19 protein-coding genes and 1 tRNA gene are annotated in these 26,775 nt (G+C 42.7%); 12 read left to right on the plus strand and 8 right to left on the minus strand.

The features are described from left to right. Positions 1–32: 32 nt before the first annotated feature. Entirely contained in the window at positions 33–2,597 is a 2,565-nt protein-coding gene (locus AAGR14_RS01100) for a ligase-associated DNA damage response DEXH box helicase (protein ID WP_342646747.1), read from the minus strand. Positions 2,598–2,754: 157 nt separating this feature from the next. Here AAGR14_RS01100 and AAGR14_RS01105 point away from each other — a divergent pair, with 157 nt between their 5' ends. After that, positions 2,755–3,441, plus strand: a complete 687-nt coding sequence (locus tag AAGR14_RS01105) for an NAD-dependent deacylase (RefSeq protein WP_342646748.1) — start codon at positions 2,755–2,757, stop codon at positions 3,439–3,441. A gap of 23 nt (positions 3,442–3,464) precedes the next feature. On the opposite strand, the gene lnt is transcribed toward AAGR14_RS01105, so the two are convergent. From lnt to rsmI, 3 genes are all read right to left on the minus strand, one after another. Then, complete coding sequence (gene lnt / locus AAGR14_RS01110) at positions 3,465–5,090, minus strand: apolipoprotein N-acyltransferase (RefSeq protein WP_342646749.1); 1,626 nt, start codon at positions 5,088–5,090, stop codon at positions 3,465–3,467. An 85-nt stretch (positions 5,091–5,175) separates the two neighbouring features. Then, complete coding sequence (locus AAGR14_RS01115; RefSeq protein WP_342646750.1) at positions 5,176–6,735, minus strand: PAS domain-containing sensor histidine kinase; 1,560 nt, start codon at positions 6,733–6,735, stop codon at positions 5,176–5,178. A 287-nt stretch (positions 6,736–7,022) separates the two neighbouring features. Continuing rightward, positions 7,023–7,697: a 16S rRNA (cytidine(1402)-2'-O)-methyltransferase gene (gene rsmI / locus AAGR14_RS01120; RefSeq protein WP_342646751.1), complete on the minus strand. Its 675-nt coding sequence runs from the start codon at positions 7,695–7,697 to the stop codon at positions 7,023–7,025. A 116-nt stretch (positions 7,698–7,813) separates the two neighbouring features. Between rsmI and serS the strand changes: the two genes are divergently transcribed. Next, positions 7,814–9,085 (plus strand): serine--tRNA ligase, encoded by a 1,272-nt coding sequence (gene serS, locus AAGR14_RS01125; RefSeq protein ID WP_342646752.1) that lies wholly within the window; start codon positions 7,814–7,816, stop codon positions 9,083–9,085. A gap of 88 nt (positions 9,086–9,173) precedes the next feature. Here the strand turns inward: serS and AAGR14_RS01130 are convergent, their stop codons facing one another. Then, positions 9,174–9,410, minus strand: a complete 237-nt coding sequence (locus tag AAGR14_RS01130) for a hypothetical protein (protein WP_342646753.1) — start codon at positions 9,408–9,410, stop codon at positions 9,174–9,176. A gap of 156 nt (positions 9,411–9,566) precedes the next feature. Between AAGR14_RS01130 and AAGR14_RS01135 the strand changes: the two genes are divergently transcribed. The 4 genes from AAGR14_RS01135 to infB all read left to right on the plus strand — a co-directional run bounded on the left by AAGR14_RS01135 (position 9,567) and on the right by infB (position 16,260). Then, positions 9,567–11,249 (plus strand): glycosyltransferase family 39 protein, encoded by a 1,683-nt coding sequence (locus tag AAGR14_RS01135; RefSeq protein ID WP_342646754.1) that lies wholly within the window; start codon positions 9,567–9,569, stop codon positions 11,247–11,249. Between the two features lie 132 nt (positions 11,250–11,381). Next, a complete protein-coding gene (gene rimP / locus AAGR14_RS01140; protein WP_342646755.1) occupies positions 11,382–11,846 on the plus strand; it encodes a ribosome assembly cofactor RimP in 465 nt (154 codons plus the stop codon). A 1-nt stretch (position 11,847) separates the two neighbouring features. Continuing rightward, the gene (gene nusA, locus AAGR14_RS01145) at positions 11,848–13,083 is read left to right on the plus strand and encodes a transcription termination factor NusA (protein WP_342646756.1); all 1,236 of its coding nucleotides are present in this window, start codon (positions 11,848–11,850) and stop codon (positions 13,081–13,083) included. Positions 13,084–13,146: 63 nt separating this feature from the next. After that, entirely contained in the window at positions 13,147–16,260 is a 3,114-nt protein-coding gene (gene infB, locus AAGR14_RS01150) for a translation initiation factor IF-2 (protein WP_342646757.1), read from the plus strand. A gap of 225 nt (positions 16,261–16,485) precedes the next feature. Here the strand turns inward: infB and AAGR14_RS01155 are convergent, their stop codons facing one another. Continuing rightward, entirely contained in the window at positions 16,486–17,904 is a 1,419-nt protein-coding gene (locus tag AAGR14_RS01155; RefSeq protein ID WP_342646758.1) for a Gfo/Idh/MocA family oxidoreductase, read from the minus strand. A gap of 325 nt (positions 17,905–18,229) precedes the next feature. On the opposite strand from AAGR14_RS01155, the gene AAGR14_RS01160 reads away from it, so the two are divergent. The 6 genes from AAGR14_RS01160 to AAGR14_RS01185 all read left to right on the plus strand — a co-directional run bounded on the left by AAGR14_RS01160 (position 18,230) and on the right by AAGR14_RS01185 (position 25,205). After that, positions 18,230–19,042, plus strand: a complete 813-nt coding sequence (locus tag AAGR14_RS01160) for a M90 family metallopeptidase (protein WP_342646759.1) — start codon at positions 18,230–18,232, stop codon at positions 19,040–19,042. Between the two features lie 210 nt (positions 19,043–19,252). Next, positions 19,253–19,326, plus strand: a tRNA-Ala gene (locus AAGR14_RS01165). Between the two features lie 565 nt (positions 19,327–19,891). Continuing rightward, positions 19,892–22,822, plus strand: a complete 2,931-nt coding sequence (locus AAGR14_RS01170) for an insulinase family protein (protein WP_342646760.1) — start codon at positions 19,892–19,894, stop codon at positions 22,820–22,822. Positions 22,823–23,449: 627 nt separating this feature from the next. Further along, entirely contained in the window at positions 23,450–24,667 is a 1,218-nt protein-coding gene (locus AAGR14_RS01175) for an MFS transporter (protein WP_342646761.1), read from the plus strand. A 114-nt stretch (positions 24,668–24,781) separates the two neighbouring features. Next, on the plus strand, positions 24,782–25,015 hold the full coding sequence (locus AAGR14_RS01180; protein WP_342646762.1) for a hypothetical protein: 234 nt from the start codon (positions 24,782–24,784) through the stop codon (positions 25,013–25,015). 25 nt (positions 25,016–25,040) lie between these two features. Continuing rightward, a complete protein-coding gene (locus tag AAGR14_RS01185) occupies positions 25,041–25,205 on the plus strand; it encodes a hypothetical protein (protein WP_342646763.1) in 165 nt (54 codons plus the stop codon). Between the two features lie 133 nt (positions 25,206–25,338). Here AAGR14_RS01185 and lpxB read toward each other — a convergent pair whose 3' ends face one another. Further along, a complete protein-coding gene (gene lpxB / locus AAGR14_RS01190; RefSeq protein WP_342646764.1) occupies positions 25,339–26,463 on the minus strand; it encodes a lipid-A-disaccharide synthase in 1,125 nt (374 codons plus the stop codon). Next, complete coding sequence (locus tag AAGR14_RS01195) at positions 26,460–26,726, minus strand: hypothetical protein (protein WP_342646765.1); 267 nt, start codon at positions 26,724–26,726, stop codon at positions 26,460–26,462. The genes lpxB and AAGR14_RS01195 overlap by 4 nt, the downstream gene beginning before the upstream one ends. Positions 26,727–26,775: the final 49 nt, after the last annotated feature.

Raw genomic sequence — 26,775 nt, forward strand, 5'->3', positions numbered from 1 at the left:
ATGGGCTTTTGTGTGAAAGTAAATGACAGGAGTTAAGAAGATTTTCTCTTCCGCGTTTTATCTTTTACCGGCGGTACGGGTTCTTCTTCATCATCTTCAAAGGCATCATATCGGCGGGCCATTTTGGCCACACGTTCTTCCAGACTTTCCAAAGTTAGTTTTTCGCGCAGACGGTCAACCAGTATAGGAAAGGCAAATGGGGTAGGGCGCTCTACCTGCTTAATCACAATTTCCTGCTTTTGTATACGTAATAATGCCTCCCGTAATCTGAACTCCTCTAACTGAAAAGCCAGGGCCTCATTAAATGCTTGCCTGATTAATAGATTATCAGGCTCGTATTCCATAAATACATCAAACAGCAACCCGGTACTGGCCTGTAAATGCCGGTTTTTGATGGGCTGCCCAGGGTAGCCGGTAAAAACCAATCCGCCAATGTGGGCAATATCCCTAAAACGGCGGCGGGCCATTTCGTTAGCATTTAAACTATGCTGTATATCGTCAATCAGGTTGTGGATGGTAAACAAGTCTTCTTCCAGCGCTTCCATCAGCGGGATGGGCTCATCGGTCAACAATTCAAAGCCATAATCATTCATGGCAATACTGTAAGTTGCTTTTTTAATGCGGCCAATGCGGTAGGCAATAAGCGAGGCCATGCCTTCGTGCACCAGGCGCCCTTCAAATGGATAAAAAAACAGGTGGTGCCCGTCGCGCGATTCGAAGGCTTCAATCAGCAGGTCGGTACGTTTGGGTAAATGCGATAGTTTTTCCTGCAGGTTGAATAATGACCGTAATGCTTTCACTTCTACGTCTTTTTCTTGGTGATGAGCTACCTCATCCAGCTTATCGCGAAGTACTGATGATAGTTGTGAGGATAGTGGCATACGCCCGCCCGCCCAACTGGGTATTAACCCCTTGGTGGCGTTAGATTTTTTGACAAAAGCAGTCATTTCTTTTAACTGCACAAACTCCAGGCTGCGACCGGCAAACCAAAATGTATCTCCGGGTTTAAGTCGCGATATAAAACCCTCCTCTATAGAACCTAAACTTCCGCCGTGCAGCATTTTAACCCGCAAACTTGCACTGCTGGTGATGGTGCCTATACTAAACCGGTGCCGCATGGCTACCCGCCGGCTGTTTACCTTATATAAGCCGTCTTCTACCTCTACTTTTAAAAACTCATCATATTGCGATAAAGTAGCTCCACCGGTAGTAATAAATTCTAATAACTGGCTAAACTCGGTTTCGCGTAGATCGGCAAAGGCATAAGTACCTGTAATTTCTTTATAAAGTTGATCGGCCCTGAAACCATCAGACACCGCCAGGGTAACCATGTACTGAATCAACACATCTATAGCCAACAAAATTGGGTCGCGGCTCTCGAAGTTTACATGCGTAATGGCCTCTTTAAGAGCAGCCCCTTCAAGCAGTTCGAGTGAGTGGGTGGGGATAAAATACGCTTTAGATACAGCCCCCGGATGGTGACCGCTACGACCGGCGCGTTGCATAAAGCGGGCTACACCTTTGGGGCTGCCCACTTGTACTACAGTATCAACTGGTCTAAAGTCTACCCCTAAATCTAAGCTGGAAGTACAAACCACTAATTTGAGTATACCTTGATGCAAGGCCTGCTCTACCCAATTGCGCAATTCATTATCCAGCGAGCCGTGGTGCATAGCCATAATGCCGGCATACTCAGGGTAACGGTCTAATATGGCATGATACCAGATTTCTGATTGGGCGCGGGTATTGGTGAAAATAAGTGTGGTTTTACTGTTGGCCACAATCTCCATTACCTCGGGCAACAATTTCAACCCAATATGCCCCGTCCATGAGTAATTATCAATGTCTTTGGGTATGACCGATTGGATATCCAGCTTTTTGCTGATGTTGGCCCGCACCATCTTTCGCTTTTCGGGCGGGAAGTTATTGCCCAGTAATACTTCTGAAGCCTGTTCCAGGTTGCCGATGGTGGCGCTGATGCCCCAGATCACTCCTCCCCATCCCTCTATGGGCGGGACGGGATCCTCTCCTTTAGAGAGGGCCGGAGCGAGGTTCTTTAATCTTGATAAACCCAGTTCGATCTGTACACCGCGCTTGGTGCCTAATAATTCGTGCCACTCATCAATAACTACAATTTGCAGTTTTTGAAAAAGCTTGGGATAATCTTTTTGTGCCAGCATCAGGTGCAGACTTTCAGGCGTAGTTAGCAATACCTCCGGCAGTTTTTTGCGCAAAGCCTGCTTTTCGGCTTGAGAAGTGTCGCCAGTTCGGGTGCCGATGCGCCAGGGTAAACCCAGCTCGTCACAAACCTCTTGCATGGCCTTGCGTATATCATTGGTTAAGGCACGCAAAGGCGTAATCCAAAGCATGAGCAAGCCATTGTTGGTTCGTGTTTGATAAGTATCGGGATACTGATTAATGTAGCCTACCAAAAAGGGAAGAAACAAGGCAAAGGTTTTGCCGCTGCCTGTAGGTGCATTGAGCAAACCCGAGTAACCGGCTAAGTAAGCTTCCTGCATTTCCTGTTGAAAAGGAAACTGCTGCCATCCTTTTTGCTTAAACCAATCGCCAATTATTTGCTGCCCTTTAGTGCTCATTGCTGTAATATTACAAAACAACGCCAAAATGGTTGTGGTTGAGATATCAACGTGCTATTAATGACGTTTTTATAGCCTAAACAAGCGTTGATAAATGAATACTGCGGTGTAGTAAAACTTGAAAAGGAAAATGTTAGCTTTGATATAACAGAAAGCTATGCAAAAAATTATTGTATTAACCGGTGCCGGAATAAGCGCCGAAAGCGGACTAAAAACCTTTCGCGACAGTGATGGCTTATGGGAAGGGTATAATATTGAAGACGTAGCCACCCCCGAAGCGTGGCAGCGCAACCCGGTGCTGGTGCAGGAGTTTTATAATATGCGCCGTAAATCGGTAATGGAGGCCGAACCTAACACGGCTCATTATGCCTTAGCTAAACTCGAAGAAAAATACGAGGTAACCATCATCACCCAAAACATTGACGATTTACACGAGCGTGCAGGTTCATCGCGCGTAGTACATTTGCACGGTATTATTACCCGATCACAATCAAGCCTTAATCCTACGCTTACTTATCCCATTGATGGTTGGGAAATTAAAATGGATGATGTTTGCGAATTAGGCTCGCCTTTAAGAGCTCATGTAGTTTGGTTTGGCGAGTCTGTGCCCATGATTGAAACTGCTGCCGCACTTTGTACTACCGCTGATATTTTTATTTTAATTGGAACATCGCTGGCTGTATACCCGGCTGCCGGACTAATTGATTATGTACCCGACGGCGTTCCTAAATATATTATTGATCCGCACATACCGTACGTGCGCGGCGGCGAGTCGGTGACTAAAATTGAAGAAAAAGCCACTACCGGTGTGGTTAAACTGGTAGATGACCTATTAAGCAAATAACAACGTTGAAGTAGTTGCCTGAATTATTGAAGTTGTGCAGCACTTCGGCCGTTGAAACGGCGAAAAATAATCCATATGCCACTTAATAGCGCTAATAAACAGCCAATTTTAGGCAAGTAATCGCCGTGGCGGGTGTAAAAGGTAAGTTCGGAGTTGAGGTTGATATCTTGTTTAAGTGCTGCTTTTACCCACCAGACTGAATGTTGTATAACATCACCACGCTGGTTAATAAAGCCCGAAATTCCAGTGTTGGCCGAGCGGCAAATCCATCGGCGGTTTTCGATGGCGCGAAGTTTAGCATAATCAAAATGCTGGTCTTTGCCCGAGGTGTTTTCCCACCAGCCATCGTTAGTGATAATGGCGATAAACTGGGCGCCTTTTTTTACCGATTGCGCCACCCAATCGCCCCAGATAGTTTCATAACAAATTACGGGGTCGGCACCGATGCCGCTTTGCGAGTAAAATACATCAGCCTCATCCTGGCTGCCATAACTGCCAGACGAACCGCCTAAATGCTCAAAAACCGGCTTTAAGAAACTTAATGCGGACCCGAATGGCATAGCTTCAGCGCCGGGCACTAATTTCGACTTATGATAAAACTGTAATTTGCCCGAATTTTCGATATTTACTGCTGCATTAAAAACATCTAAATAGTCACTGCCCTGTGGCAAATGCTGTGCGGTTACCGTATGTGCATCCGGGTAAATTTTATAAGTAGAGATTCCGCTAATAACATTGCCGTTTTTATATTTACCCAAAAACTGTCTTACCTGTCGGTACTGCGAGCTGTTGTCAAAGCTATCTTCATTAATATCGTCAGAGATAGCTGTTTCCGGCCATATAAAATACTCGGTATTAGGCTGAGCCAATGAGTCGGACAGGTGGGTGAGCAATTGTATTCCCTGATACGAGGGGATGTTAAACTTGGTGTAAGGATCGATGTTTGGCTGTACTACAACCACGTTTGATGGATTTTCCTGCTCCTCGTAACTGTAATAGCGATATAATGAAAAAGCCAATGGCAGCAAGAGCACACTGGTAAATGCAGTAACCAGTTTTAACTGATAGGCCTTATTATTAGCCTCGCGCAGATTTACATAAATCAGAAAAAGAAAGATATTACATAGCCATATCCAGATAGTGCCACCGTAAACGCCGGTATATTCATACCATTGTACCCATTGGTGACTAACGGCAAAACCGTTGCCTAATGTCATCCACGGAAATTTTAGGTCCCAGGTTTGGTGCAGGTATTCGTAAGCTATCCAAAAGCAAACCAACCCTGCCAGACTCCAGCCTCGCGATGTGTTTTTTCGTAAATGATAATAGAGCAAACAAGCTACGGCCATTAGTAACGGGCCGAGCGTATAAGGAATAACCGTGATGGGGATAGCCGCCACGGCGCCAATTATTTTTAAAGAATTGTATACCCAGTAAATACACAAGCTGTTCCAAACTACAAAACCAATAAAGGTGGTGGCAAAAATTAATCGTCCTTTTTGCTTGTAAGCCGACTGTATAACGTTTTCGATAGCCACCAGCATAGGCACTAAAGCCCCAAAAAGTAAAAAAGTAGTATATGAGGTAGGTGGCCAGGCAATCCAAAGCAACAACCCCGAAAAAATGGCCAGCAATAAATTTTTTTTCATGCGATACAAAGAAACGATGTATGGCCGGTAAAATTGCAATAAATATCTGATTGCCCGCTTTAACGAGCCAGAGGTGGATCAGCTTTTAAATGGCCATGAGGCAGAGCGGAAACTTAATGGTAAATTCTGTTCCTTTGTTTAATTCGCTTACTACGCTAATACTGCCGCCAAGCCGTTCAACCTGCATTTTTACCATAAAGAGGCCCATGCCTTTACCTTCAACCGTATGGTCAAACCTTTTGTACAGTCCAAACAGGTGATGACCGTGTTTAGCCAAATCTATGCCTTTGCCATTATCTTTAAAATAAATAACGATAGTATTGTCGGTAACGGCACTGCGAATAGATATGACCGGCCGTATATATGGGCGTTTGTATTTAATACTGTTAGTAATCAGATTTTGAACAATGCTGTGCAAATAACTTTTTAAGGTGAGCAGGCGGTCAATCTCGCTAAACTCAAATTCAATAGTAGCCTTACTTTTTTGTATGAGTGAATTAATACTTAATTGGATAGTTTTAACAAGCTCAGACAGCGAGACTTCTTCAATCTGGTCATTAGCCTCGCTGCTGGCTTGCAGGATTTGGTTTAGGTTAAGTATAACGTTGTCCAGGTTTTTGACGGCATGAGTAAGCATATCTAAAACGTTAGCTTGGTCATCGTTTGATGCTGGCATATCGTGTAAAAGGCCCGAAAGGCCTGCAATATTAGCTACAGGTGCACGCAGGTTATGTGATATAATATAAGCGTACTGTTCCAGGTCTTTGTTGCGTTGCACTAAGTCGCTGGTAATGCGTTCGCGTTCTAACTGGGCATTATGCTGTTCAGTTACATCTCTAAAATTGCATACAATAGCTTGTACATTAATATCGTGCAGCATATTGTTAAAAATGCATTCTACCCAAATATAATGGCCTTGCTTGTGGCGGTTGCGGCAATTTACAATGATAGGCTCTAAGGGATTTTGCAGTATTTTTTTGAACTGGCTCTCCATTAAAGGGGCATCTTCCGGATGCACCAAATCTAGCGCTTTACGCGGTAACTCTTCCAGATGGGTCCAGCCGTTGATGCGCTCGCACGAGGGGCTGCGGTATATAATATTTAGTTCGCCATCAAATAATGAAATGCCTTCATAGCTATTTTCAATCAGTTTGCGGAAGCGTATCTCGTTAGCAATAATTTTTTGTGTATTATCCTTAACCCGCTTTTCCAGCTCTGCATTTAATTGGGCTTTTTTCTCCTCAGCCAGTTTGCGTTCGGTAATATCACGTGATACGTTGGCAAAACCTATCAGGTTGCCTTGGTCATTATATAGCGTAGTTAATGTATCGTTTGTCCAAAATACAGAGCCATTTTTGCGTACCCGCCACCCCTCAGTTTCGTGCATACCGTTTTTGAGCGCCTGCTTCAAGCTATAACTAAGCAGTTTGCGCTCATGATCGTGCGGGCGGTAAAAAACAGAAATATGCTGTCCGATAATATCGTCACCATAGTAGCCATGAATACGTTCGGCACCCTCGTTCCAGCTCAAGATATAACCGTTAATGTCAATTAAAAATATAGCATAATCGGTAACACTGCTTACCAATAAGCGAAATAGCTTTTCATCAACGCTTTGTCCGGGTAGCAATTCGGTGGTATTCAAGATCAATTTTAGCCTGATTGAGTAGTATACTATTCAGAAAGTACCGGTTTATTGTTTTAGTGGTATTTTCTTAATGGTTAACTGGTCTCTATATTAAGAAGAATATGGTGGCTTTATTAGTCTTGATGTGAGATACTGGCTTGGTATTACGTCAACTGGAGTATTTATATGGTCAATGAGCTTATGTGCGTGGTGACTGTTTTGTAACAAAATTGATAGCTTGGCTGTCTGTTACTAGAAATCAGAATAGCTGGAAGTTATAAAAAGTTAATTTAGGATAAAAATGATCAAGGCTTCCCGGCTACACAAATAACAAATTCACCTTTTACTAAATGTGTCTCAAAATGCTGTTTTACCTCGGCAACGGTACCACGTACCGTTTCTTCATATAGTTTAGTTAACTCCCGCGATACAGACAATTGCCGGGCGGTTCCAAAATAAGTAGCCATCTCGTCCAGCGTTTTTAATAACCGATGCGGCGACTCATACAAAATGATAGTTCGTTCTTCTTCGGCCAAAAGCTTATAACGGGTTTGCCTGCCTTTTTTTAAAGGTAAAAATCCTTCAAAGCAAAAGCGATCAGTTGGGAAACCCGAATTTACCAGCGCCGGTACAAATGCCGTAGCGCCCGGCAGGCATTCTACTGGTAGGTCGTAACGCAAGGCTTCGCGCACCAGATAAAAGCCGGGGTCGGATATGGCTGGTGTGCCGGCATCAGAAATTAGAGCAATGTTTTTACCCTCTTTTAAAAACTTTACAATTTCTGAAGAAGACTGATGTTCATTATGCTGATGATGGGCAAATACCTTTTTTTCAATGCCGAAATGTTTAAGTAAAGGGGCAGAGGTGCGGGTATCTTCAGCCAAAATCAGGTCGGCTTCTTTTAAAACACGTATGGCCCGGTAAGTCATATCTTCCAGGTTGCCTATAGGCGTTGGCACTAAGTAGAGTTTACCGGTCATGAGTAAGTTTTGTGTGACGGGTTGCGTGTTACGAGTAATGCGAAGTCAAAAAAACTCGCAACTAACTACCCACAACTCGCAACTCATCCTATCTTTGCGATGAAAATTTAAAATAAATGCTGCAAGTTAGTTATATCCGCGATAACAAGGAACAGGTTTTAGAACGTTTGGCTGTTAAAAACTTTAAACAGACTGAACTGGTTGATGAGTTGATTGCCCTGGACGACAGCCGGCGCCAAACTCAGGGGCGTTTAGACAGTACATCGGCCGAGGCCAATGCTGCCGCTAAACGAATTGGCGAAATGATGCGTACCGGCCAGAAAGCGGAGGCCGAACAGCTAAAATCGCAAACCGGAACCTGGAAAGAAGAAATTAAGCAGCTAAATGAGCAACTTAACAAGATTGAGCAAGAGTTGTTGCAGAAAGTAGTTTTACTGCCTAACCTGCCGCATAGCAGTGTGCCAAAAGGCGTAAGTGCTGAGGATAATGAGGTGGTGCTTGAAAATGGCGAAAAACCTGTTTTACCTGCCAGTGCCCTGCCACATTGGGAACTGGCTACAAAGTATAACCTGATTGATTTTGAATTAGGTGTTAAAATAACCGGTGCCGGTTTCCCGGTGTATAAAGGTAAGGGCGCCAAATTACAACGAGCCTTGATCAGTTTCTTTTTAGACGAGGCTGAAAAAGCAGGTTACAACGAAGTGATGCTGCCGTTGATGGTGAACGAAGCTTCTGGCTTTGGTACTGGGCAGTTGCCTGATAAAGAAGGGCAGATGTATTTTGTAGGCCAGGATAATTTGTATCTAATCCCAACTGCCGAGGTGCCTATCACCAATATGTACCGCGACGTGATTTTAAAATTGGATGAGTTGCCGGTTAAAAATACCGGTTACACACCATGTTTCCGTCGCGAGGCCGGGTCTTACGGTGCACACGTGCGCGGCCTTAACCGTTTACATCAGTTTGATAAAGTAGAGTTGGTGCAGGTAGTACATCCCGACCAGTCTTACGAAGTACTGGAGGGTATGAGCACACATGTGCAGGGCCTGTTGCAAAAGTTAGGTTTGGCTTACCGTGTGTTGCGCTTGTGTGGTGGCGATATGGGTTTTACCGCTGCTTTAACTTATGATATGGAAACCTGGAGCGCAGCCCAGCAACGCTGGCTGGAAGTTTCGTCAGTATCCAACTTCGAAACTTATCAAAGTAACCGCTTAAAATTGCGTTTCCGTAATGCTGAGGGTAAAACGCAACTGGCGCACACCCTCAATGGCAGTGCTTTGGCGCTGCCGCGTATAGTAGCCACACTACTCGAAAATAATCAAACCGAGCAGGGTATCAAAATACCGGAAGTGTTAGTGCCTTATACTAAGTTTGAATGGATAAATTAAGGTTTAACTTTTAAATCCTGTAAATAACAAAGCCTGCCAGGTGTATTACCTGGCAGGCTTTGTCGTTATTAAAAGTATCGTTCAGTAATTATTTTTGAGGCCGTCCGTCGGGGTTGGCGTTTCCTTCCGACATGCTGGTCGAATCGCGGGAGCTATCGGTTTTTGCAGTACTGTCCATACCGCCAACGCTGGTTGCGCCCTGGGTAGAGTTATTTTGGTTGGTATCGGCACTGCCGCCTATTGATTTGCCTTCGCCGCTTCCACCGCACGACGCCAGCGTGATGGTGATCAAAGCCAGGGCTGCCAGATTTCTAATGATTTTCATAAAGGTTAATGTTTTGTTGCTTAGTTAAACAGGTGCGTTTCTGTTAATGTTTTAGCTTATTGTAACAAAGCACATGAGGCTTATTTTCAAAATAACTAATTTTGAGGCTTTAAGGCTGCCCTTTATCTGGTAAGTGCTTTTATCAAATTCATTTTCATGACGCAAAATCCTATCAATAATAAAACCTGGTTCTGGCTCTTTTTTTCGTTACTGGTAGCTTACGTTTTCGGTTTGTTTGTGCCGCTCATGAACGAGGATGCCTCACACCATGCCAACATTGCCCTGCACATGGTGCAAAACCATGATTATGTAAACCTTGTTGATGACCATTATAAAGATTACCTGGATAAGCCGCATCTGCATTTTTGGCTAACGGCGCTGTCGTTCAATATTTTTGGGGTAAACACCATCTCTTATAAAATACCGGCTTTACTGGCCACCATTTTAGGTTTGTTTTCTACCTTCCGTTTAGGAAAGCTCATGATTAACAGGCAGGTGGGTTTAATGGCCACTGTAATGTATGCCAGTGCACAGGCGCAATTTTTGGCCAACAATGATGTACGGATGGATGCTCTGCTTACTGCAAGCATTATTTTCGCTACCTGGCAACTGGTAGAGTCGGCTTATTTTTCGCGCTGGTATAATTACGTACTGGCTGGGTTGGGGCTTGCCATGGCGTTTACTACTAAGGGCATGATTGGCTTTGTAATGCCTGGCGTAGCGTTGTTCTTTTTATTGCTGTATCAGCGTAACTGGAAAGCTATGTTTCATTGGCGTTGGTTAGTGGTTTTATTATGCTGGGCAGTGTTTATAGCGCCTTGCGTTTATTGCTACTACCTCCAATACGACTTACATCCTGAGAAAGTAGTGCGCAACATGCGGCATGTATCTGGTGTAAAGTTTATTTTATGGAAGCAAAATTTTGAGCGCTTAGAGGGTAAGCATTGGGGAAAGGGGCATAAAGATTATTTCTTTTTCTTTCATACCTTGCTATGGGCCTTTCTGCCTTTTTGCTTACTTACCTACATTGCGTTTTTTAACCGTGTCACTTTTTTTATAAAAAGCCGGTTTAAGTATACACCCAATCACGAGTTGATGACCGTAGGCACTATTATCATCATTTTTGCCATCATTTCTTCGTCGGGTTATCAGTTGCCTCATTATTTAAACATCTTATTTCCGTTTTTTGCATTGCTAACGGCCGGACTGCTGGAGGCTAAAGTAAACGCTGACGATTTAAAAACCTTATCTGCTTATAATAAGGTGCAATACCTGGTTATCGCTATTGTAGTATTTTTGTTGGTTTTGCTCAACTTCTGGTGCTTCCCGGCACACTCATGGGCGGTAATTATAGTATCGCTGTTAATAGTAGGCGTAATGCTATATGTGTTTGCTAAAGAACATCATTTGCTTACCCGTTTAATTACCTTGTCAGTTTTGTTGGCATCATTAACTAATGTGCTGCTTAATGGTAATGTGTATCAGCAACTATTAAATTACCAGAGTGGTATTGGCTTGGCTCAAGTTGTTAATCGTACCCATATTCCTAAAAATGATGTTTACAACTTTAACCACCATAGTTCGGGTTTTAATTTTTATGCGCAACATTTAAATAAGGAGATAACCCTGGCCGATATCAGGGCTAAGCGTGCAGAGGGTAAACCTGTTTGGTTGCTTACCAATGCCGATGCCCGGCAAATTTTAATTAGCCAGGGTTTTAAGTTTAAAACCGTTTACTCGGATGTTGATTTTGGTATTACGCGTTTAAATAAAGAATTTTTAAATCCGGCAACGCGTAAAAAGGTATGTGTTACTGATTATCTGATCCAGATTATATAATATAAGTTAAACGCTGATACTCAATTTCTGCAACAAAGGCATTGAAAATCAAATAATATTCGTACATTTGTGTTATAATAAAGAGGGGACCTATGTCCCCTCTTTTTATTTATCAATCAAATTTGGCTGGTAATGAATATTGAAAAGAGAGTAACAGAACTGGTTGAAGAAAAAATTGCAGACAAGCCCGGCCTTTTTTTGGTCAGCGTTAAAATGCAAGGGAGTGGAAAGCTGGTCATTTTGATCGATGGCGACACAGGCTTAGGTATTGGTGATTGTGCTGAAGTAAGCCGCCATGTAGGCCATCATCTGGAAGAAGAAAATCTGATACCTGATGCCTATAACCTGGAAGTATCGTCGCCCGGCATTGATACGCCGTTAACGTTGCCCCGGCAGTATGTAAAAAATATAGGTCGTCAGGTAGCCATCAAAACCACCGACGGTGGTAAACGCGAAGGCAAACTGCTGTCATTAACGGCCGACCATGTACTGATTGAAGAAAAAATAAAAACTACAGGTAAGAAAGCGGAACTGGTAGAAAGTGCCATTCCGACAGATACTATAGCAGAAACAAAAGTTTTAATATCGTTTAAATAAGATGAGCAGTATTAATTTAATAGATTCCTTTCAGGAGTTTAAAGATTTTAAGAACATTGACCGGCCAACCATGATGAGTGTGTTGGAAGATGTGTTTAGAAGCATGATTCGTAAAAAATACGGTACCGACGAGAACTGCGACGTAATTGTAAACACCGATAACGGTGACTTGGAGATTTGGCGCACTCGTACCGTTATGGAAGACGGATTTTCAGAAGATGATGATCTGGAAATAGAACTGGCCGAAGCTCATAAACACGATCCGGATTTAGAGGTAGGTGATGAGTTTGTTGAACAGGTAACGTTAGAAAGCTTTGGCCGCAGGGCTATTTTAGCTGCCCGCCAAACGCTGGTATCTAAAATTTTAGAGCTGGAGAAAGACGAAATATTTAAAAAATATAAAGATCGCGTAGGCGAAATTATTACCGGCGAGGTTTACCAGGTTTGGAAAAAAGAAACCTTAGTGCTTGATGATGAAGGTAACGAGTTATTGTTGCCAAAAAGCGAGCAAATACCTGCCGATTACTTTAAAAAAGGTGATAGCGTAAAAGCGGTAGTATCTAAAGTGGATATGATGAACACTAATCCTAAAATCATCATTTCGCGTACTGCACCTGAGTTTTTACAGCGTTTATTTGAGCAGGAAGTTCCGGAGATTTTTGATGGCTTAATTACCATTAAGAAAATTGTACGTGAACCGGGAGAGCGTGCCAAAGTGGCGGTTGAATCTTACGATGACCGCATTGACCCGGTAGGTGCCTGTGTGGGTATGAAAGGATCGCGTATACATGGTATAGTGCGCGAGCTTAAAAATGAAAACATTGACGTTATTAACTATACCAATAACGTTCAATTATACATTCAGCGGGCCTTATCGCCGGCTAAAATTACTACAATAAAGCTGGATGACGAGCGTAAAACCGCAGCCGTTTATTTGAAGCCTGATCAAGTATCACTGGCTATAGGCCGTGGCGGACATAACATTAAACTGGCCGGTAAATTAACCGGTTATGAAGTGGATGTTTACCGCGAAGCTGATGAGCATGAGGAGGACGTGGACCTGGAAGAATTCTCGGATGAAATAGATGGCTGGATTATTGATGAGTTTAAACGTGTTGGTTTAGATTCGGCAAAGTCAATATTGAGCCTCAGCATCGGTGAATTGGTTAAACGCACTGACCTTGAAGAAGAAACAATTAAAGAAGTTTTATCAATTCTGCAGGCTGAGTTTGAATAAGCTGAATATATGCCAATAAAAAATCGTAAATTTGCATATAATACGCAGAGAAAGAATTATTAAATGTCAGAAGACAAAAGCATAAAGTTAATAAAAGCAGTAAAAGAGCTTAACATTGGTATGGGTACCATTGTAGACTTTTTATCCACAAAGGGTTATAAAGTAGACAAAAACCCAAACTCGGTGCTTAATGGCGATATGTACAGCACGCTGGTTAAACAGTTTGCTGCCGATAAAAGCATTAAGGAGGAAGCCAAACAAATCAACATAGGCAAAATACGCCGTGATGAACCTGGTGTGAATCCTGAAAAGCCTGCTGAGCAACGCACTAAAGACTTTGAAAAAGAAGAAATCCTGATTAAAAATGCAGGAGGCTTTTCGGGTGGATCTGCAAACCGGCCCAAAGAAGCTGAGAAGCCTCAAGAGCGTCCGGAAGGATCTTTACCTGGAGTTAAGGTGGTTGGGAAAATAGATTTAAATAATCTTAACAAACCGGCACCACGCCCAGAACCGGCACCACAGCCAGTGGCAGCACCAGAGCCTGTAGCCGAAAAACCTGCAGCGCCTGCGCCGAAAGCACCAGAGCCTGTAGCTAAACCAGCTCCGCAGCCTGAGCCAGTGGCAGCACCAGCTCCGGTAGCCGAAAAACCTGCAGCGCCTGCGCCAAAAGCACCAGAGCCTGTAGCTAAACCAGCTCCGCAGCCTGAGCCAGTGGCAGCACCAGCTCCGGTAGCCGAAAAACCTGCAGCGCCTGCGCCAAAAGCACCAGAGCCTGTAGTAACCGCTACTGCCGAAAAACCGGCAACACTGCCTGCAACTGCCGCAACTCCGGAAGAGCAAGCTGTTGCTCCTGAGAATGAAGTGATCAGGGCTAAAGCTGAGCGCCTTACCGGACCAAACGTTGTTGGTAAAATACAATTACCGATAGACAATGGCCGTCGTGGCAACCAGGCTTCTGCATCTTCAAATGCTAATACTTCTGACAACAGACGCAAACGTAAACGTAAAGAAACCGGACCAGGACAACCTGGTGGTCAAACCGGCGGTCCGCAACAAGGGCAGCCAGGTGGTGGCAATCAGCAGGGCGGTAATAATAACAATAATAATAACCGCCCAGGCGGCGGTGGCTATCAAGGCGGTAATAATCGCCCAGGCCAAGGCGGCAATAACCGTCCGGGTGGCGGTGGCGGCTATCAAGGTGGCAACAACAGGCCGGCATTTGGTAATCGTAATGCGGCCCCAAGCGGCGCGCCTAAAGAAGAGCCTACAGAAAAAGAAATACAAGACCAGATTAAAGCTACACTTGCCCGCTTAAGTGGTGCAGGTAAATCGGGTAAGTTTGCGCAACGGGCTAAATTCCGTCGCCAGAAACGTGATGATGTGGCCGCATCTGCCGAAGAGGCAGCAATGGAACAAGAGCTGCAGTCGCGGGTACTAAAGGTTACCGAGTTTGTTACCGCTAACGAGCTGGCCTCGTTAATGGACGTTTCGGTAACGCAAATTATCTCTACCTGTATGAGCCTGGGTATGTTCGTATCTATTAACCAACGTTTAGATGCGGAAACCCTGAGCATTGTGGCTGACGAGTTTGGCTATAAGATAGACTTTGTTAAGCCTGACGAAGAAGAAATCAACCTTGAGGAAGACGACGCTCCGGAAAGCTTAATTGCTCGTGCACCGATTGTAACCATTATGGGTCACGTTGACCACGGTAAAACATCATTGCTCGATTTTATACGCAAAACCAACGTTATTGGCGGCGAGGCGGGTGGTATCACCCAGCACATCGGTGCCTATGAAGTAACGCTGGAAGATAAACGTAAAATTACTTTCCTGGATACGCCGGGTCACGAAGCGTTTACCGCGATGCGTGCCCGTGGTGCACAGGTAACCGATATTGTAATTATCGTTATTGCTGCTGACGATAGCGTGATGCCGCAAACCCGGGAGGCTATAAACCATGCCCAGGCTGCAGGTGCACCAATCATCTTTGCCTTTAACAAAATTGACAAACCGGGTGCTAACGCCGATAAAGTGCGCGAGCAGCTGGCCGGTATGAACATCCTGGTTGAAGAATGGGGCGGTAAATACCAGTCGCAAGAAATTTCTGCCAAATCCGGTTTAAATATCAACTTGCTGCTCGAGAAAGTATTGCTTGAGGCAGAATTGCTTGAGCTAAAGGCTAACCCGAAAAAACGTGCTGTAGGTACGGTTATCGAGGCTGCTTTAGATAAGGGCCGGGGTATTGTAACTACGGTATTGGTACAGGCAGGTACACTACGTGTTGGTGATCCAATATTGGCAGGTAGTTATAGCGGTCGTGTAAAAGCATTAACCAACGAGCGTGGTATGCGTGTAAGCGAAGCAGGTCCATCTACACCGGTACAGGTGTTAGGTATGCAAGGTGCACCAACTGCCGGCGACAAATTTAATGCACTCGAAAGCGAAGTTGAAGCACGTGATATTGCCAACAAACGTTTACAGTTACAACGTGAGCAAGGTTTGCGTACGCAGAAACACATTACGCTTGATGAGATTGGTCGTCGTTTGGCTATCGGTAACTTTAAGGAGCTTAACATCATTGTTAAAGGTGACGTTGACGGTTCTATTGAAGCGTTATCCGACTCATTGCTTAAACTATCTACCGATCAGATCCAGGTAAATATCATCTCTAAAGCGGTAGGTCAGATTTCCGAATCAGACGTATTGCTGGCCTCGGCTTCAGATGCAATCATCATCGGTTTCCAGGTACGCCCATCAGGCAGTGCCCGTAAGCTGGCCGAACAGGAGCAGATTGATATCCGCCTGTACTCGATCATCTACGATGCCATCAACGAGATTAAAACAGCGATGGAAGGCATGTTGGCTCCAACTTTCGAAGAGAAGATTGTAGCTAATGTAGAGATTCGCGAAACCTTTAAAATTAGTAAGGTGGGTACCATTGCCGGATGTATGGTGTTAGATGGTAAGATTACCCGTAACAGCAAGATCCGCATCGTTCGCGAAGGTGTGGTAATTTACACCGGCGAACTGGCATCCCTGAAACGTTATAAAGACGACGTGAAAGAAGTAAATACAGGTTACGAGTGTGGATTAAACATCCATAACTTTAACAACATTGAAGTAGGCGACATTGTAGAAGCTTACGAAAATGTAGAAGTTAAACGTAAGCTGTAATCTGCATCAAATATTTATAAAACAACAAAGCCGCTTTACATTAAAGCGGCTTTGTTGTTTTGTGGCAATTTTTTTTAAAGTATTTTTAATCAAATGCAATTGCTAAATAACTACTGGTTAATCGTTTAATAGCACGTGAATAAAAAATCACACAGGAGGCACGCTTACTAAGTTCTTGGTGTGAAAAATCATGAAAATGCATGGAGTAATTATAGTTCTCTTTCCCTAAGCGGTTAAGCTCCAGCCTTTCCGATATTCGCGTTTTACGTACTGATTTACGTTATCAAAATTAGTAACCCGCATCTGGGCATTATCCCAAAGCAATTTAATGTGGCCACCTTTTAAGTCGTGGCCTCTAACGGCTAAATTGGCCATTAACAATGCTTCGGTCAATGGGCCTGCTATTTCAAAAGGAGAGCTTACTTCTTGTTTGCCATACCCAGCTAAGCAGGCTTCTACCCATTGCGTGTAATGTCCCTCAGCCTGACCTGAAACCCGAGACCATTTTTGCGGAACCTTAACCTTAAGTGTGCGCGACGTAGGCAGCAATTGCGGATTTTCTGAATAAGTGCTGGCCATCATTTTACCTTTAGTGCCTATAAATAATGTGCCATTGCCATCGTCGCCAAACCGCTCATTAGGGCCTAACTCTTCAGGGCGTTCGGGTTGTATGCCACCATCCATCCAGTGTAATTTTATGTCGCCTTTGGTTTTACCGGTTTTAGGAAACGTAAGCGTGATGTGGCTTGATGGCGGACAGCTTTCGGGGAAGCGGCCTTGTTTAAATTCATCAACATATACGGTACCTACACTGGCCTGTACATCTTTAGCATATTGTAAGCCTAGTACCCGAAAAGGAGCCTCAACCAGATGGCAGCCCATATCGCCCAGGGCACCGGTACCATAATCCCACCAGCCTCGCCAGTTAAACGGCACCAGTTTATCTACATATTCTTTGTATGGGGCTGTACCCAGCCATAAATCCCAATCTAACTCTTTGGGTATTTCGGCTTTGGTGCTCGGCCAGGGTATGCCTTGCGGCCATACTGGCCGGTTAGTCCAGCAGTATACGGTATGTACGTCGCCAATTTCACCCGCATCGTACCACTCAGATAGCAAACGCGTGCCATCGTTTGATGCACCCTGGTTACCCATTTGGGTAACTACTTTGAATTTTTTTGCGGCTTCGGTAAGCATACGTGCCTCATAAATATCGTGGGTTAGCGGTTTTTCTACATATACATGTTTGCCCATGGCCATAGCACGGTAAGCTACAATGGCATGGTTATGATCGGGCGTCGCAACAGATACAGCATCAATATGCTTACCTTCTTTATCAAGCATCTGGCGCCAGTCTTTATAATATTTAGCTTTAGGAAATTTTGCTCTTGTAGCTGCAGCCCGGCGGTCGTCAACATCGCATAAGTAGGCAATTTCGGCCTTACCACTTTTAGCAAAATTGTTAATATCGGTTTCGCCTTTACCGCCTGCTCCAACTCCGGCTACCATTAATTTATCGCTTGGCGCTATAAACCCTCTGCCAAGTACATGTCGAGGCACAATCATAAACGAAGCTGCTGCCACAGCGCCAGTCTTCAAAAATGCTCTCCGGGAGTTTTCCTGTTGTTGGTTCTCGTCGCTCATAGGTTAATATTGGTTTTATATGAACTGATAATATGTTGCTATTCTTAAATTTTACTTTACCATCTGTTGTATAGGCGATCATTGTTGCCTATACAAAAAGTCTGAGCTACTAAATATGGCGTTACCATATTTGCTGAATATTTTTTGTTGATGAATATAATTGGTCGATATTGGAAGACAGGCCTAATATAAAGAACAAATGGATAGATAAGGTAAGCGTAATAAACTTTTATAACTGCTATTAATTTATCATTATTAATTACTTCAGTAAATATATCCTCGTGCAACTTTTTTCAGCGGGCCGTGTTTGTAATTCACTTATATCATGACTGCATTTATCATAATCTCAATCATCATAGTACTAGCCCTTGGCTATTTAGCTTATCGGCTGTTTAATAAGCAGCGCAACAGTATACCCGTTGCCAATGCCAGCCTCAGTAATGAGCTGAAACAAGTTTTGCAGCAACATGTAGCTTATTACAGCAAATTATCTGCTGAGGATAAATCACGATTTGAGAGTTTGATCGCCGGTTTCCTGGAAACGGTGCATATAGAAGGTGTTGGGCTGGAAATTACTGATCTGGACCGTGTGCTGATTGCCTCAAGTGCCGTTATACCAATATTTGGATACAAAGAATGGCGATATACCAATCTTACGAATGTCATTCTGTATCCCGATACTTTTAATAATGACTTCCAGTTTGAGGGCGAGCAGGAAGGCCGCAATATTATGGGTATGGTAGGCTCGGGTTATATGAACGGGCAAATGCTGCTATCAAGAGCAGCGCTGCTCAGAGGCTTTTCGGCTGCATCGGGTAAGAACAACACCGGTATACATGAATTTGTGCATCTCCTGGATAAAAGCGATGGAGCAACTGACGGTGTGCCAGAAAATGTTTTACCGCACGAGTACGCTACACCTTGGCTAAAAATGATGCACCAGGAAATTAACCGGATTAAAAAAGGTAACTCGGACATCGATCCTTATGGCGCCACTAATGAGGCAGAGTTTTTGGCTGTCGTGTCAGAATATTTTTTTGAAAAACCTGATCAATTCAGTCAAAAACATCCGGAGCTGTATGAGCAACTGAGCCTTATTTATAGCCAGGATCCGGCCGCTAAACTTAAGGGCTTATAGTTACAAGATTCAAATACCGTAAATAACTGCAGGTAAATTTAATTGCGCTTAAACCGGCAAAATCATAAATGTTTCAAACTATTTAAAGGCTATTTCAACCATTTAAACCACAACCCAGAGATTTATGTGCCCCGGATAACGTTACCTTCATAAAAAGAAAAAAATATTAGGCACTTGTTAAGATAACGTATATATTTGCACTCCTTAAGCGGGGGATTAGCTCAGCTGGCTAGAGCGCTTGCATGGCATGCAAGAGGTCATCGGTTCGACTCCGATATTCTCCACACTAAATTTTAAAAGGTTTGATCAAAAGCAAATTTTGCAAATGGTCAGACCTTTTTTGTTGTACAAAACTTACAAGTTTACATATCGCGTTTATATAATCTATGTTTTATAGAAGTCACTAAGCTTTCTTGCACTTGATTTCTTTTAATTATGCCAATGTGCAACGCTCTTTGCTGTTACTAATCTGGTAACACGTTTAATTAGGTATTAACACCAGGATCTTACCAAATGGCATAACTCGGCACCAATATTAGCTGATGTGATAGTACATTCCGTAAATTGCTTGATATGCAAGGTTGTATTAAAAGCAATGTCTTACCTGGCGAAAACGTGAAAAGAACTGGCTGCAGTTTTTGATAACTATTGTATGGCTCATATACTATCATTTATGTAGTGCTTGGCTACAGTTAATGAGCGGGTTAATCAGGCAGCAAAATCAATGGTCTTAAGAAGTACTTTATATATCAAGTTTGTGGTTTTCCCAAAGCGTTAGCGTAAAGACTGTTACCTTATAAAAGCTGTATATAACTATGTATTTAGTGATGTTATTTATATATTTAGGCAATGAGAATTTACACTAAACCTATTACGGTAATCTGCTGGATGCTTACCTGCAGTATAGCTTATGCACAACAAGCTTTTAAATGGGAAAAAGCTGTTTCTAACGGGTATAATTACACATACGTAAGCGGCGACCCTACTCACAGCCGTTTTTACAAGTTGAAAAACGGACTGACCGTTATATTAAGTACTACTAAGCAACAGCCGCGCATTCAATCGTATATTGCAGTAAAGGCGGGCAGCAAAACCGACCCTGCCGATCACACCGGCTTAGCGCATTACCTTGAGCACCTGATGTTTAAAGGCACAGATCGTTACGGGTCTTTAAACTGGAGCAAAGAAAGTCCGCTACTTGACAAAATTGATAATCTTTACGAACAGTATAATTCAACAAAAGACGAAGCTAAGCGTAAAGAAATTTACAAGCAGATTGACCAGGTATCGGGCGAGGCTGCAAAATTTGGCATCGCCAACGAGTACGATAAAATGATGGCTGCCATGGGTGGGCAAAATACTAATGCCTTTACCTCATTTGAGCAAACCGTATACACCGATGACATCCCCAGCGCATCAGTTGATAAATATTTAGCATTGCAAGCCGAGCGTTTTCGCCAACCAGTGTTCAGAATATTTCATACGGAGCTGGAAGCTGTTTATGAAGAAAAAAACCGTGGCTTAGATAACGATGGCAGCAAAGTGTTTGAAGCTATGTTTGCAGCCTTGTTCCCGAATAATAATTACGGTAAGCAAACCACTATAGGTACGGTAGAACATCTTAAAAATCCGTCGTTAAAGGCTATTCGTAACTATTTTCATAGCTACTATGTGCCTAACAACATGGGCATCATCATGACCGGTGATTTTAACCCAGATGTGATGATCAAAAAAGTTGATCAGCGATTTGGTTACATGGTATCAAAAGCAGTACCTGCTTATACTTTTGCTCCCGAAAAGCCAATTTCTGCCCCGGTTAAGCGTGATATTTACGGGCCTACTCCCGAAAACCTGACCATTGCTTTCCGCTTTCCGGGTGCCAGTACGCGTGATGCCAGGATGCTGAATTTACTTGGCGATATCCTGACCAACGGTAAGGCCGGTTTGTTTGATTTAGACCTGACCAAGAAGCAGCGCCTTTTAAGTGCCAGAGCTACATCATACAATTTAAAAGATTATAGTGTGTTGATGTTACAGGGCAGCCCTGTTAAAGGCCAGACGCTTGATACGGTGCGTAGCCTGATGCTGGCAGAAATAGCAAAGCTAAAAAGCGGCCAGTTTTCTGACGACCTGATTCCGGCTATTGTTAACAATAGCAAAAAAAGTAAGATAGAAGGCAACGAAAACTATGTGAGCCGTGCCGGCAACCTGATGAATGCTTTTACCTCGGGCATCGACTGGCGTAACGAGGTGGCTAACGAAGATGAACTGTCAAAAATTACCAAGCCCCAAATAGTTGCCTTTGCCAACAAATATCTTAATGATAATAACTACGTAATAGTTTACAAACACTTAGGCGAAGACAAAAACATTGTGAAGGTAGATAAGCCTACCATTACACCGGTAGCAGTAAACCGCGAGGCCCAGTCTGAGTTTTTGAAGACGGTAAACGCCATGCCAAGTAACCCGGTGCAACCCACCTGGCTCGACTTTAACCGCGACATCAAGCATGCTAAAGCTGGTCCGCTGGAGGTTTTATCGGTACAAAATAAAGATAATAGCTTGTTTAGATTATATTACCGGTACGACATGGGCAGCTGGAATAACAAGTTGCTGCCTATTGCTGCCCAATACCTGCAATTTTTAGGTACTAATAAAATGGATGCTGAAGGTTTTAGTAAGGCTTTTTACAAACTGGCTGCATCATTTGCGATTAATACAGGTACCGATGTATCAACGGTGTCCATCAGTGGCCTGCAAGAGAACTTTGATAAGACCGTTACTTTATACGAAGACCTGATCAGCAACTGTAAACCTGATGAGGCGGCTTTAGTTAACCTGAAAGCCCGTATCCGTAAAGGCCGCGAAAACGCCAGGCTCAATAAAGCTGCAATTATGTCGGGCCTGTTAAACTATGCCCGTTATGGTGCGCAAAACCCATTCAACTACACTTTAACTAACGAGGAACTCGATAACCTTAAAGCCGAAGATCTGGTAAATTTACTGCACAGCCTGTCAGGTTATAAGCATACCGTTTTGTATTATGGTCCGCAGGCAACACCGGCACCAGCTATTGCAGCTTTGCACCATGTACCGGCAACGTTTACATCTTACCCTGCGGCCAAACAATTTACACGCGTAAATCCTGATAAAAACCAGGTGCTTTTTGCTGATTTTGACATGGTACAAGCCGAGATTAACTGGATACGTAATGAAGCGCCATACGACGCTGCTAAAACACCGGTAATTGAGTTGTATAATAATTATTTTGGCGGTGGTATGAGCAGTATTGTTTTCCAAACCATACGCGAATCTAAAGCGCTGGCTTATTCAACTTATGCCGTTTATGTTGCGCCTACTAAAAAAGAAGACCCCAACTATTTTATAGCTTACGTAGGTACTCAGGCCGACAAATTAAACGAGGCAATTAAGGGTATGAACGAATTGATTACCGATTTGCCTGAATCAGAAAAAGTAGTGAATACTGCACGCGACAACATTCGTAAATCACTGGAAACCGAGCGTATAACGCAGGATGGTATTTTGTTCAGTTACCTAAATGCACAACGCCGCGGCCTTGATTACGACGACCGCAAAAATACTTACAATGCAGTAGCCAGCTTAAACTATGCTGACTTAAAAGCATTTCACGATCAGGAGGTAAAAAATAAACCGGTTACTTACTGTATTGTGGCATCAACTAAAAGAGTAAGCGACGATGATTTGAAAAAATATGGCGAGCTTTCTAAACTAAGCTTAAACCAGCTATTCGGTTATTAAGTAACAGAGCGCCGGCGAGCTTACGGTTTACCTGCCTCTAAATTTTACTTATTAATGAGTACCGTGCAAAAAGGGCGGTCGAAACAGGTCAATATATTATGGCATGTTTTGATCGCCCTTTTTTCTTCTTATTAAACTATATACGGCTTAAAGTATATCAGGAAATTACGTGCTTGTTTATTATCAGCCTGAAGTTGTGCTCTCTTTTCAATTCTTGACGGTAGTCAAACTATGCAGACATTTAAACTTCATCAATAAACTAAAGAGTACTGAACTGATTTTCAGAAAGAAAAATGTTTATAAAAAGCAAAGTCCCCTGATGGGCAGGGGACTTATACTAACCAATTATAAACCTAAATTATGAGAAGACTATTTTGTGTTTCTTTCGAATACGGTGTAAAAGTAACACTTGCTTTTTAAGTCTGCAAGTTTTTTTTAAAAAAAATTGTTAAAAATTTATTTATAACCTTTTTCCTATGCTAAATTCTTAGTTAGAATGAATAAATGTTAGTAAAAGTTAAATTTTTTTAAGCGTTGTAACACGTTTAATACAATAGATTAACTTGACGGTTTTATTTCGTTGTTCTTTTATAATGATGATACCTTCGTTGATTGTTTTAAAGAGTAATGATGATGAGTGCTTTAACTAAAGATAATCATAGCCAGCTATCACCACTGGTGCTGTGGACGCTTACTGTTGCTACCGGTTTGGTAGTGGCCAACATTTATTATAATCAGCCTTTACTGGGAGACATAGCGCAGTCTTTTAAAGTAAGCAACGGTGCTGCCGGTCAATTAGCCATGTTTACCCAAATTGGGTATGCTACAGGCCTGTTATTTATAATACCACTGGCTGATATGCTGAAACGTAAAAAGATGATGCTTATTGATTTTGCTTTTGTAGTTGCATCGCTGTTATTGGCTGCCAGTGCACAGCAAATGTGGGTATTGGCAATCAGTAGTTTTTTAATTGGCTTAACTTCGGTTATCCCGCAAATATTGGTAGCAATGGTAGCCCATTTGGCCAAGCCCGAGGAGCGTGGAAAAAAGTTAGGTACAGTAATGAGCGGGCTTCTCATTGGTATTTTATTATCGCGTACATTAAGTGGTTTTATTGGTGAGCATTTAGGCTGGCGCGCTGTATTTTACATAGCTGCCGGGTTGATGCTGGTTATGTGGTTAATGATAGCCATGATTGTACCTGAGGTAGAGCCTGATTATAAAGGCAATTACAGCAGCTTAATGAGATCCTTATTCTCTTTAGTAAAACAAGAGCCACAACTTCGGTTGGCTGCACTGCGGGGCGGGTTGTGCTTTGCCTGCTTTAGTGCATTCTGGACAACGCTAACCTTTTTATTACGTGAGCCTCCCTTTAATGAGGGTAGTGCGATAGCTGGTGCATTTGGCTTGATTGGTGCATTCGGCGCTTTGGCCGCTTCGTTGATTGGGCGGTTGAGTGATAAAATTAGCGCCAACGTGTTAATCACTTATACGTTGCTTTTATTGCTGGTGTCATTTATCATTTTTGCGTTTTTTAGCCGGAGTTGGGCCGGGCTTATTGTGGGCGTAATCTTGATGGATATGGGCGTGCAGGCTACTCATATTGCTAACCAATCCATTATTTTTGCTTTAAATCCTAATGCCCGCAACCGCGTTAACACGGTATACATGGTTACGTATTTTGTGGGTGGTGCCTTAGGTACTTTCCTGGCATCACGGCTTTGGAGCAGCTATCATTGGGCAGGCGTATGTGCAATTGGCATTTCGCTGTCGGCTTTAGTATTAATAGTTCACCTTTTAAGTTTACGAAAGCAGAATACTCTACAAAATCATTCGGGTGCTTGATACATTTAGTGCCAGTAAAGAGTGTTTTAAAAACCATATCAATAACTTTGGTTTGGCAAGACTCAAAAATTTATGCTTGTAATTCAGTGTGTTGTGAATGGTTGCGCCTCTACTATGCAAATTTGGTACGGTATTGGATTAGTATTGGGCAAATCACCAGTTATGGCTACCGTTAATAACGAACCAAAAGATAATCAGGATCAGGAATGGGAAAACCCGCAAAATCCTGAAAAGCCCTCAGATGCTCGTGATGATGAACAAATAGATCGTCAGTACGAAGAAGCAAAAAGGCGTAAAGAAAACCTGAGTGAAACTGATCACATTGACAAAGACATTAAAAAAGATTAATTACTAAATTTATAAAAATACGACTATGAGAAATTACCGTACACCTTCTGTAAGCAAAATGGTTAAACGTTTTGACAGCGAATTAAAAGCGTTATTGTTAGAAGACTTAAAAGCAGTTAAAAACGCAAAAAATAAGATTATCGATAGCATAACACAAACTATGCAAACTCCATCTTTTAATGCGGCTTAACTTGCTTAGTTCTGATTTATAAATAAATACCAAGGGTTATATGATTTAAATGTACCCATTGGTATAAATACCTTTCTCTAAGTCGCTATTAAAAATATATTTTACATTACCTATGAAACGAAAAAACTCCGGCTTATGCCGGAGTTTTTTCGTTTACAGTATACTGAATAATCAATTCTGCGGCTTTGGCCGATGCTCCCGGATGCCCCATCAAACTATGCAATTTTTTATATTTCTGCATCATTATTTCCAGGTAAGGTTCATTGTGCAATAGCAAATCAAGTTCATGGGTTAAGGTTTTCGTATTGCATTCATCCTGTATTAACTCTTTTACTGCCGGCTCATCTAAAATAAGGTTAACTAAGGTGATGTATTTTATTTTTAAAAACATACGTGCAGCACTTACCATTAACTGGTTGGCCTTATAAACGGCTACTTGTGGCACATTAAACAAAGCGGTTTCAAGCACAGCTGTCCCCGACGCTACAATGGCCGCCTCTGCATGGTGTAAAATATCGTAAGTGGCATTAAAAATAATAGGCAATTCTGCCCCGTCTAAGTATTGCTGATAATATATAACATCAAAAGCAGGTGCACCGGCTATCACAAATTCGTACCCTATAAAATGGCGGGCTACTTTAACCATCTCTGGCAGCAGCCGACTAATTTCTTGCTTGCGGCTACCTGGCAGTAAGGCTATAATCTTTTTATCTTGCAGATTATGCTGTGCTAAAAAATCAGGGTTAGGTCTAAAGGCAGCCACGGCATCCAGTAAAGGGTTGCCTATGTAATCTACCTGCATATCAAACTTGCGGTAAAAATCTACTTCAAAGGGTAATATGCAAAACAGGTGGTTAACAATCTTTCTTATTTTATAAACACGTCTTTGGTTCCAGGCCCACACCTTAGGCGATATATAATAGCATACTATTAACCCTTGTTTTTTGGCAAACTCTGCAATTTTTAAGTTAAAACCCGGAAAGTCAATTAATATTAACACATCAGGTTTCCAGTCAGCAATATCTTGCTTACATTCTTTCATGTTTCGCAGTATTGGGCGCAGGTTTAATGCCACCTCTACAAAACCCATGTAGGCCATGCTGGCGTAATGTTTTACTAACGTTCCACCTTCGGCTGCCATCAGGTTACCGCCAAAAAACCTGAAGTTGGCTTGCGGGTCTTTACCTTTAAGTGCCTTAATCAGGTTAGCGCCATGTAAATCTCCTGAAGCCTCTCCGGCTACCAGATAATATTTCATGAAATCCTTACCTTTAAAATCAACACCAGCGCTAACATACTAGCAAAAGTAGCCAGCATTACCCCTTTGCCTGTCTGGTCAGCATTATGTTGAAAGCAAAGCTTTACCATGAAAAGGTTAAGCCCAATAGCTACAAGGTAAGGTATGGCTGGTTTATTTAGAATAACAGTATCAGGATAGAGCCTGGCAAATAACACCCAGGCCGCTGCCGGAAGCAGCACGCCTATCAATAAACCCATCAGGATGGAATTTTTAAGCTGCATAATTTTCAAATTTACAATAAGAGGCGATTTTATTATGTTATTTTTATCA

The organism is Mucilaginibacter sp. CSA2-8R (genome assembly GCF_038806765.1).
Lineage (GTDB): Bacteria > Bacteroidota > Bacteroidia > Sphingobacteriales > Sphingobacteriaceae > Mucilaginibacter.

Coding starts and splice junctions, on each gene's coding strand:
- AAGR14_RS01135 (WP_342646754.1), top strand. CDS start 9,567: ATGACGCAAAATCCTATCAATAATAAAACCTGGTTCTGGCTCTTTTTT.
- AAGR14_RS01180 (WP_342646762.1), top strand. CDS start 24,782: ATGCAAATTTGGTACGGTATTGGATTAGTATTGGGCAAATCACCAGTT.
- AAGR14_RS01160 (WP_342646759.1), top strand. CDS start 18,230: ATGACTGCATTTATCATAATCTCAATCATCATAGTACTAGCCCTTGGC.
- AAGR14_RS01185 (WP_342646763.1), top strand. CDS start 25,041: ATGAGAAATTACCGTACACCTTCTGTAAGCAAAATGGTTAAACGTTTT.
- AAGR14_RS01105 (WP_342646748.1), top strand. CDS start 2,755: ATGCAAAAAATTATTGTATTAACCGGTGCCGGAATAAGCGCCGAAAGC.
- lpxB (WP_342646764.1), bottom strand. CDS start 26,463: ATGAAATATTATCTGGTAGCCGGAGAGGCTTCAGGAGATTTACATGGC.
- rimP (WP_342646755.1), top strand. CDS start 11,382: ATGAATATTGAAAAGAGAGTAACAGAACTGGTTGAAGAAAAAATTGCA.
- nusA (WP_342646756.1), top strand. CDS start 11,848: ATGAGCAGTATTAATTTAATAGATTCCTTTCAGGAGTTTAAAGATTTT.
- infB (WP_342646757.1), top strand. CDS start 13,147: ATGTCAGAAGACAAAAGCATAAAGTTAATAAAAGCAGTAAAAGAGCTT.
- AAGR14_RS01175 (WP_342646761.1), top strand. CDS start 23,450: ATGATGATGAGTGCTTTAACTAAAGATAATCATAGCCAGCTATCACCA.
- rsmI (WP_342646751.1), bottom strand. CDS start 7,697: ATGACCGGTAAACTCTACTTAGTGCCAACGCCTATAGGCAACCTGGAA.
- lnt (WP_342646749.1), bottom strand. CDS start 5,090: ATGAAAAAAAATTTATTGCTGGCCATTTTTTCGGGGTTGTTGCTTTGG.
- AAGR14_RS01155 (WP_342646758.1), bottom strand. CDS start 17,904: ATGAGCGACGAGAACCAACAACAGGAAAACTCCCGGAGAGCATTTTTG.
- AAGR14_RS01100 (WP_342646747.1), bottom strand. CDS start 2,597: ATGAGCACTAAAGGGCAGCAAATAATTGGCGATTGGTTTAAGCAAAAA.
- serS (WP_342646752.1), top strand. CDS start 7,814: ATGCTGCAAGTTAGTTATATCCGCGATAACAAGGAACAGGTTTTAGAA.
- AAGR14_RS01170 (WP_342646760.1), top strand. CDS start 19,892: ATGAGAATTTACACTAAACCTATTACGGTAATCTGCTGGATGCTTACC.
- AAGR14_RS01130 (WP_342646753.1), bottom strand. CDS start 9,410: ATGAAAATCATTAGAAATCTGGCAGCCCTGGCTTTGATCACCATCACG.
- AAGR14_RS01195 (WP_342646765.1), bottom strand. CDS start 26,726: ATGCAGCTTAAAAATTCCATCCTGATGGGTTTATTGATAGGCGTGCTG.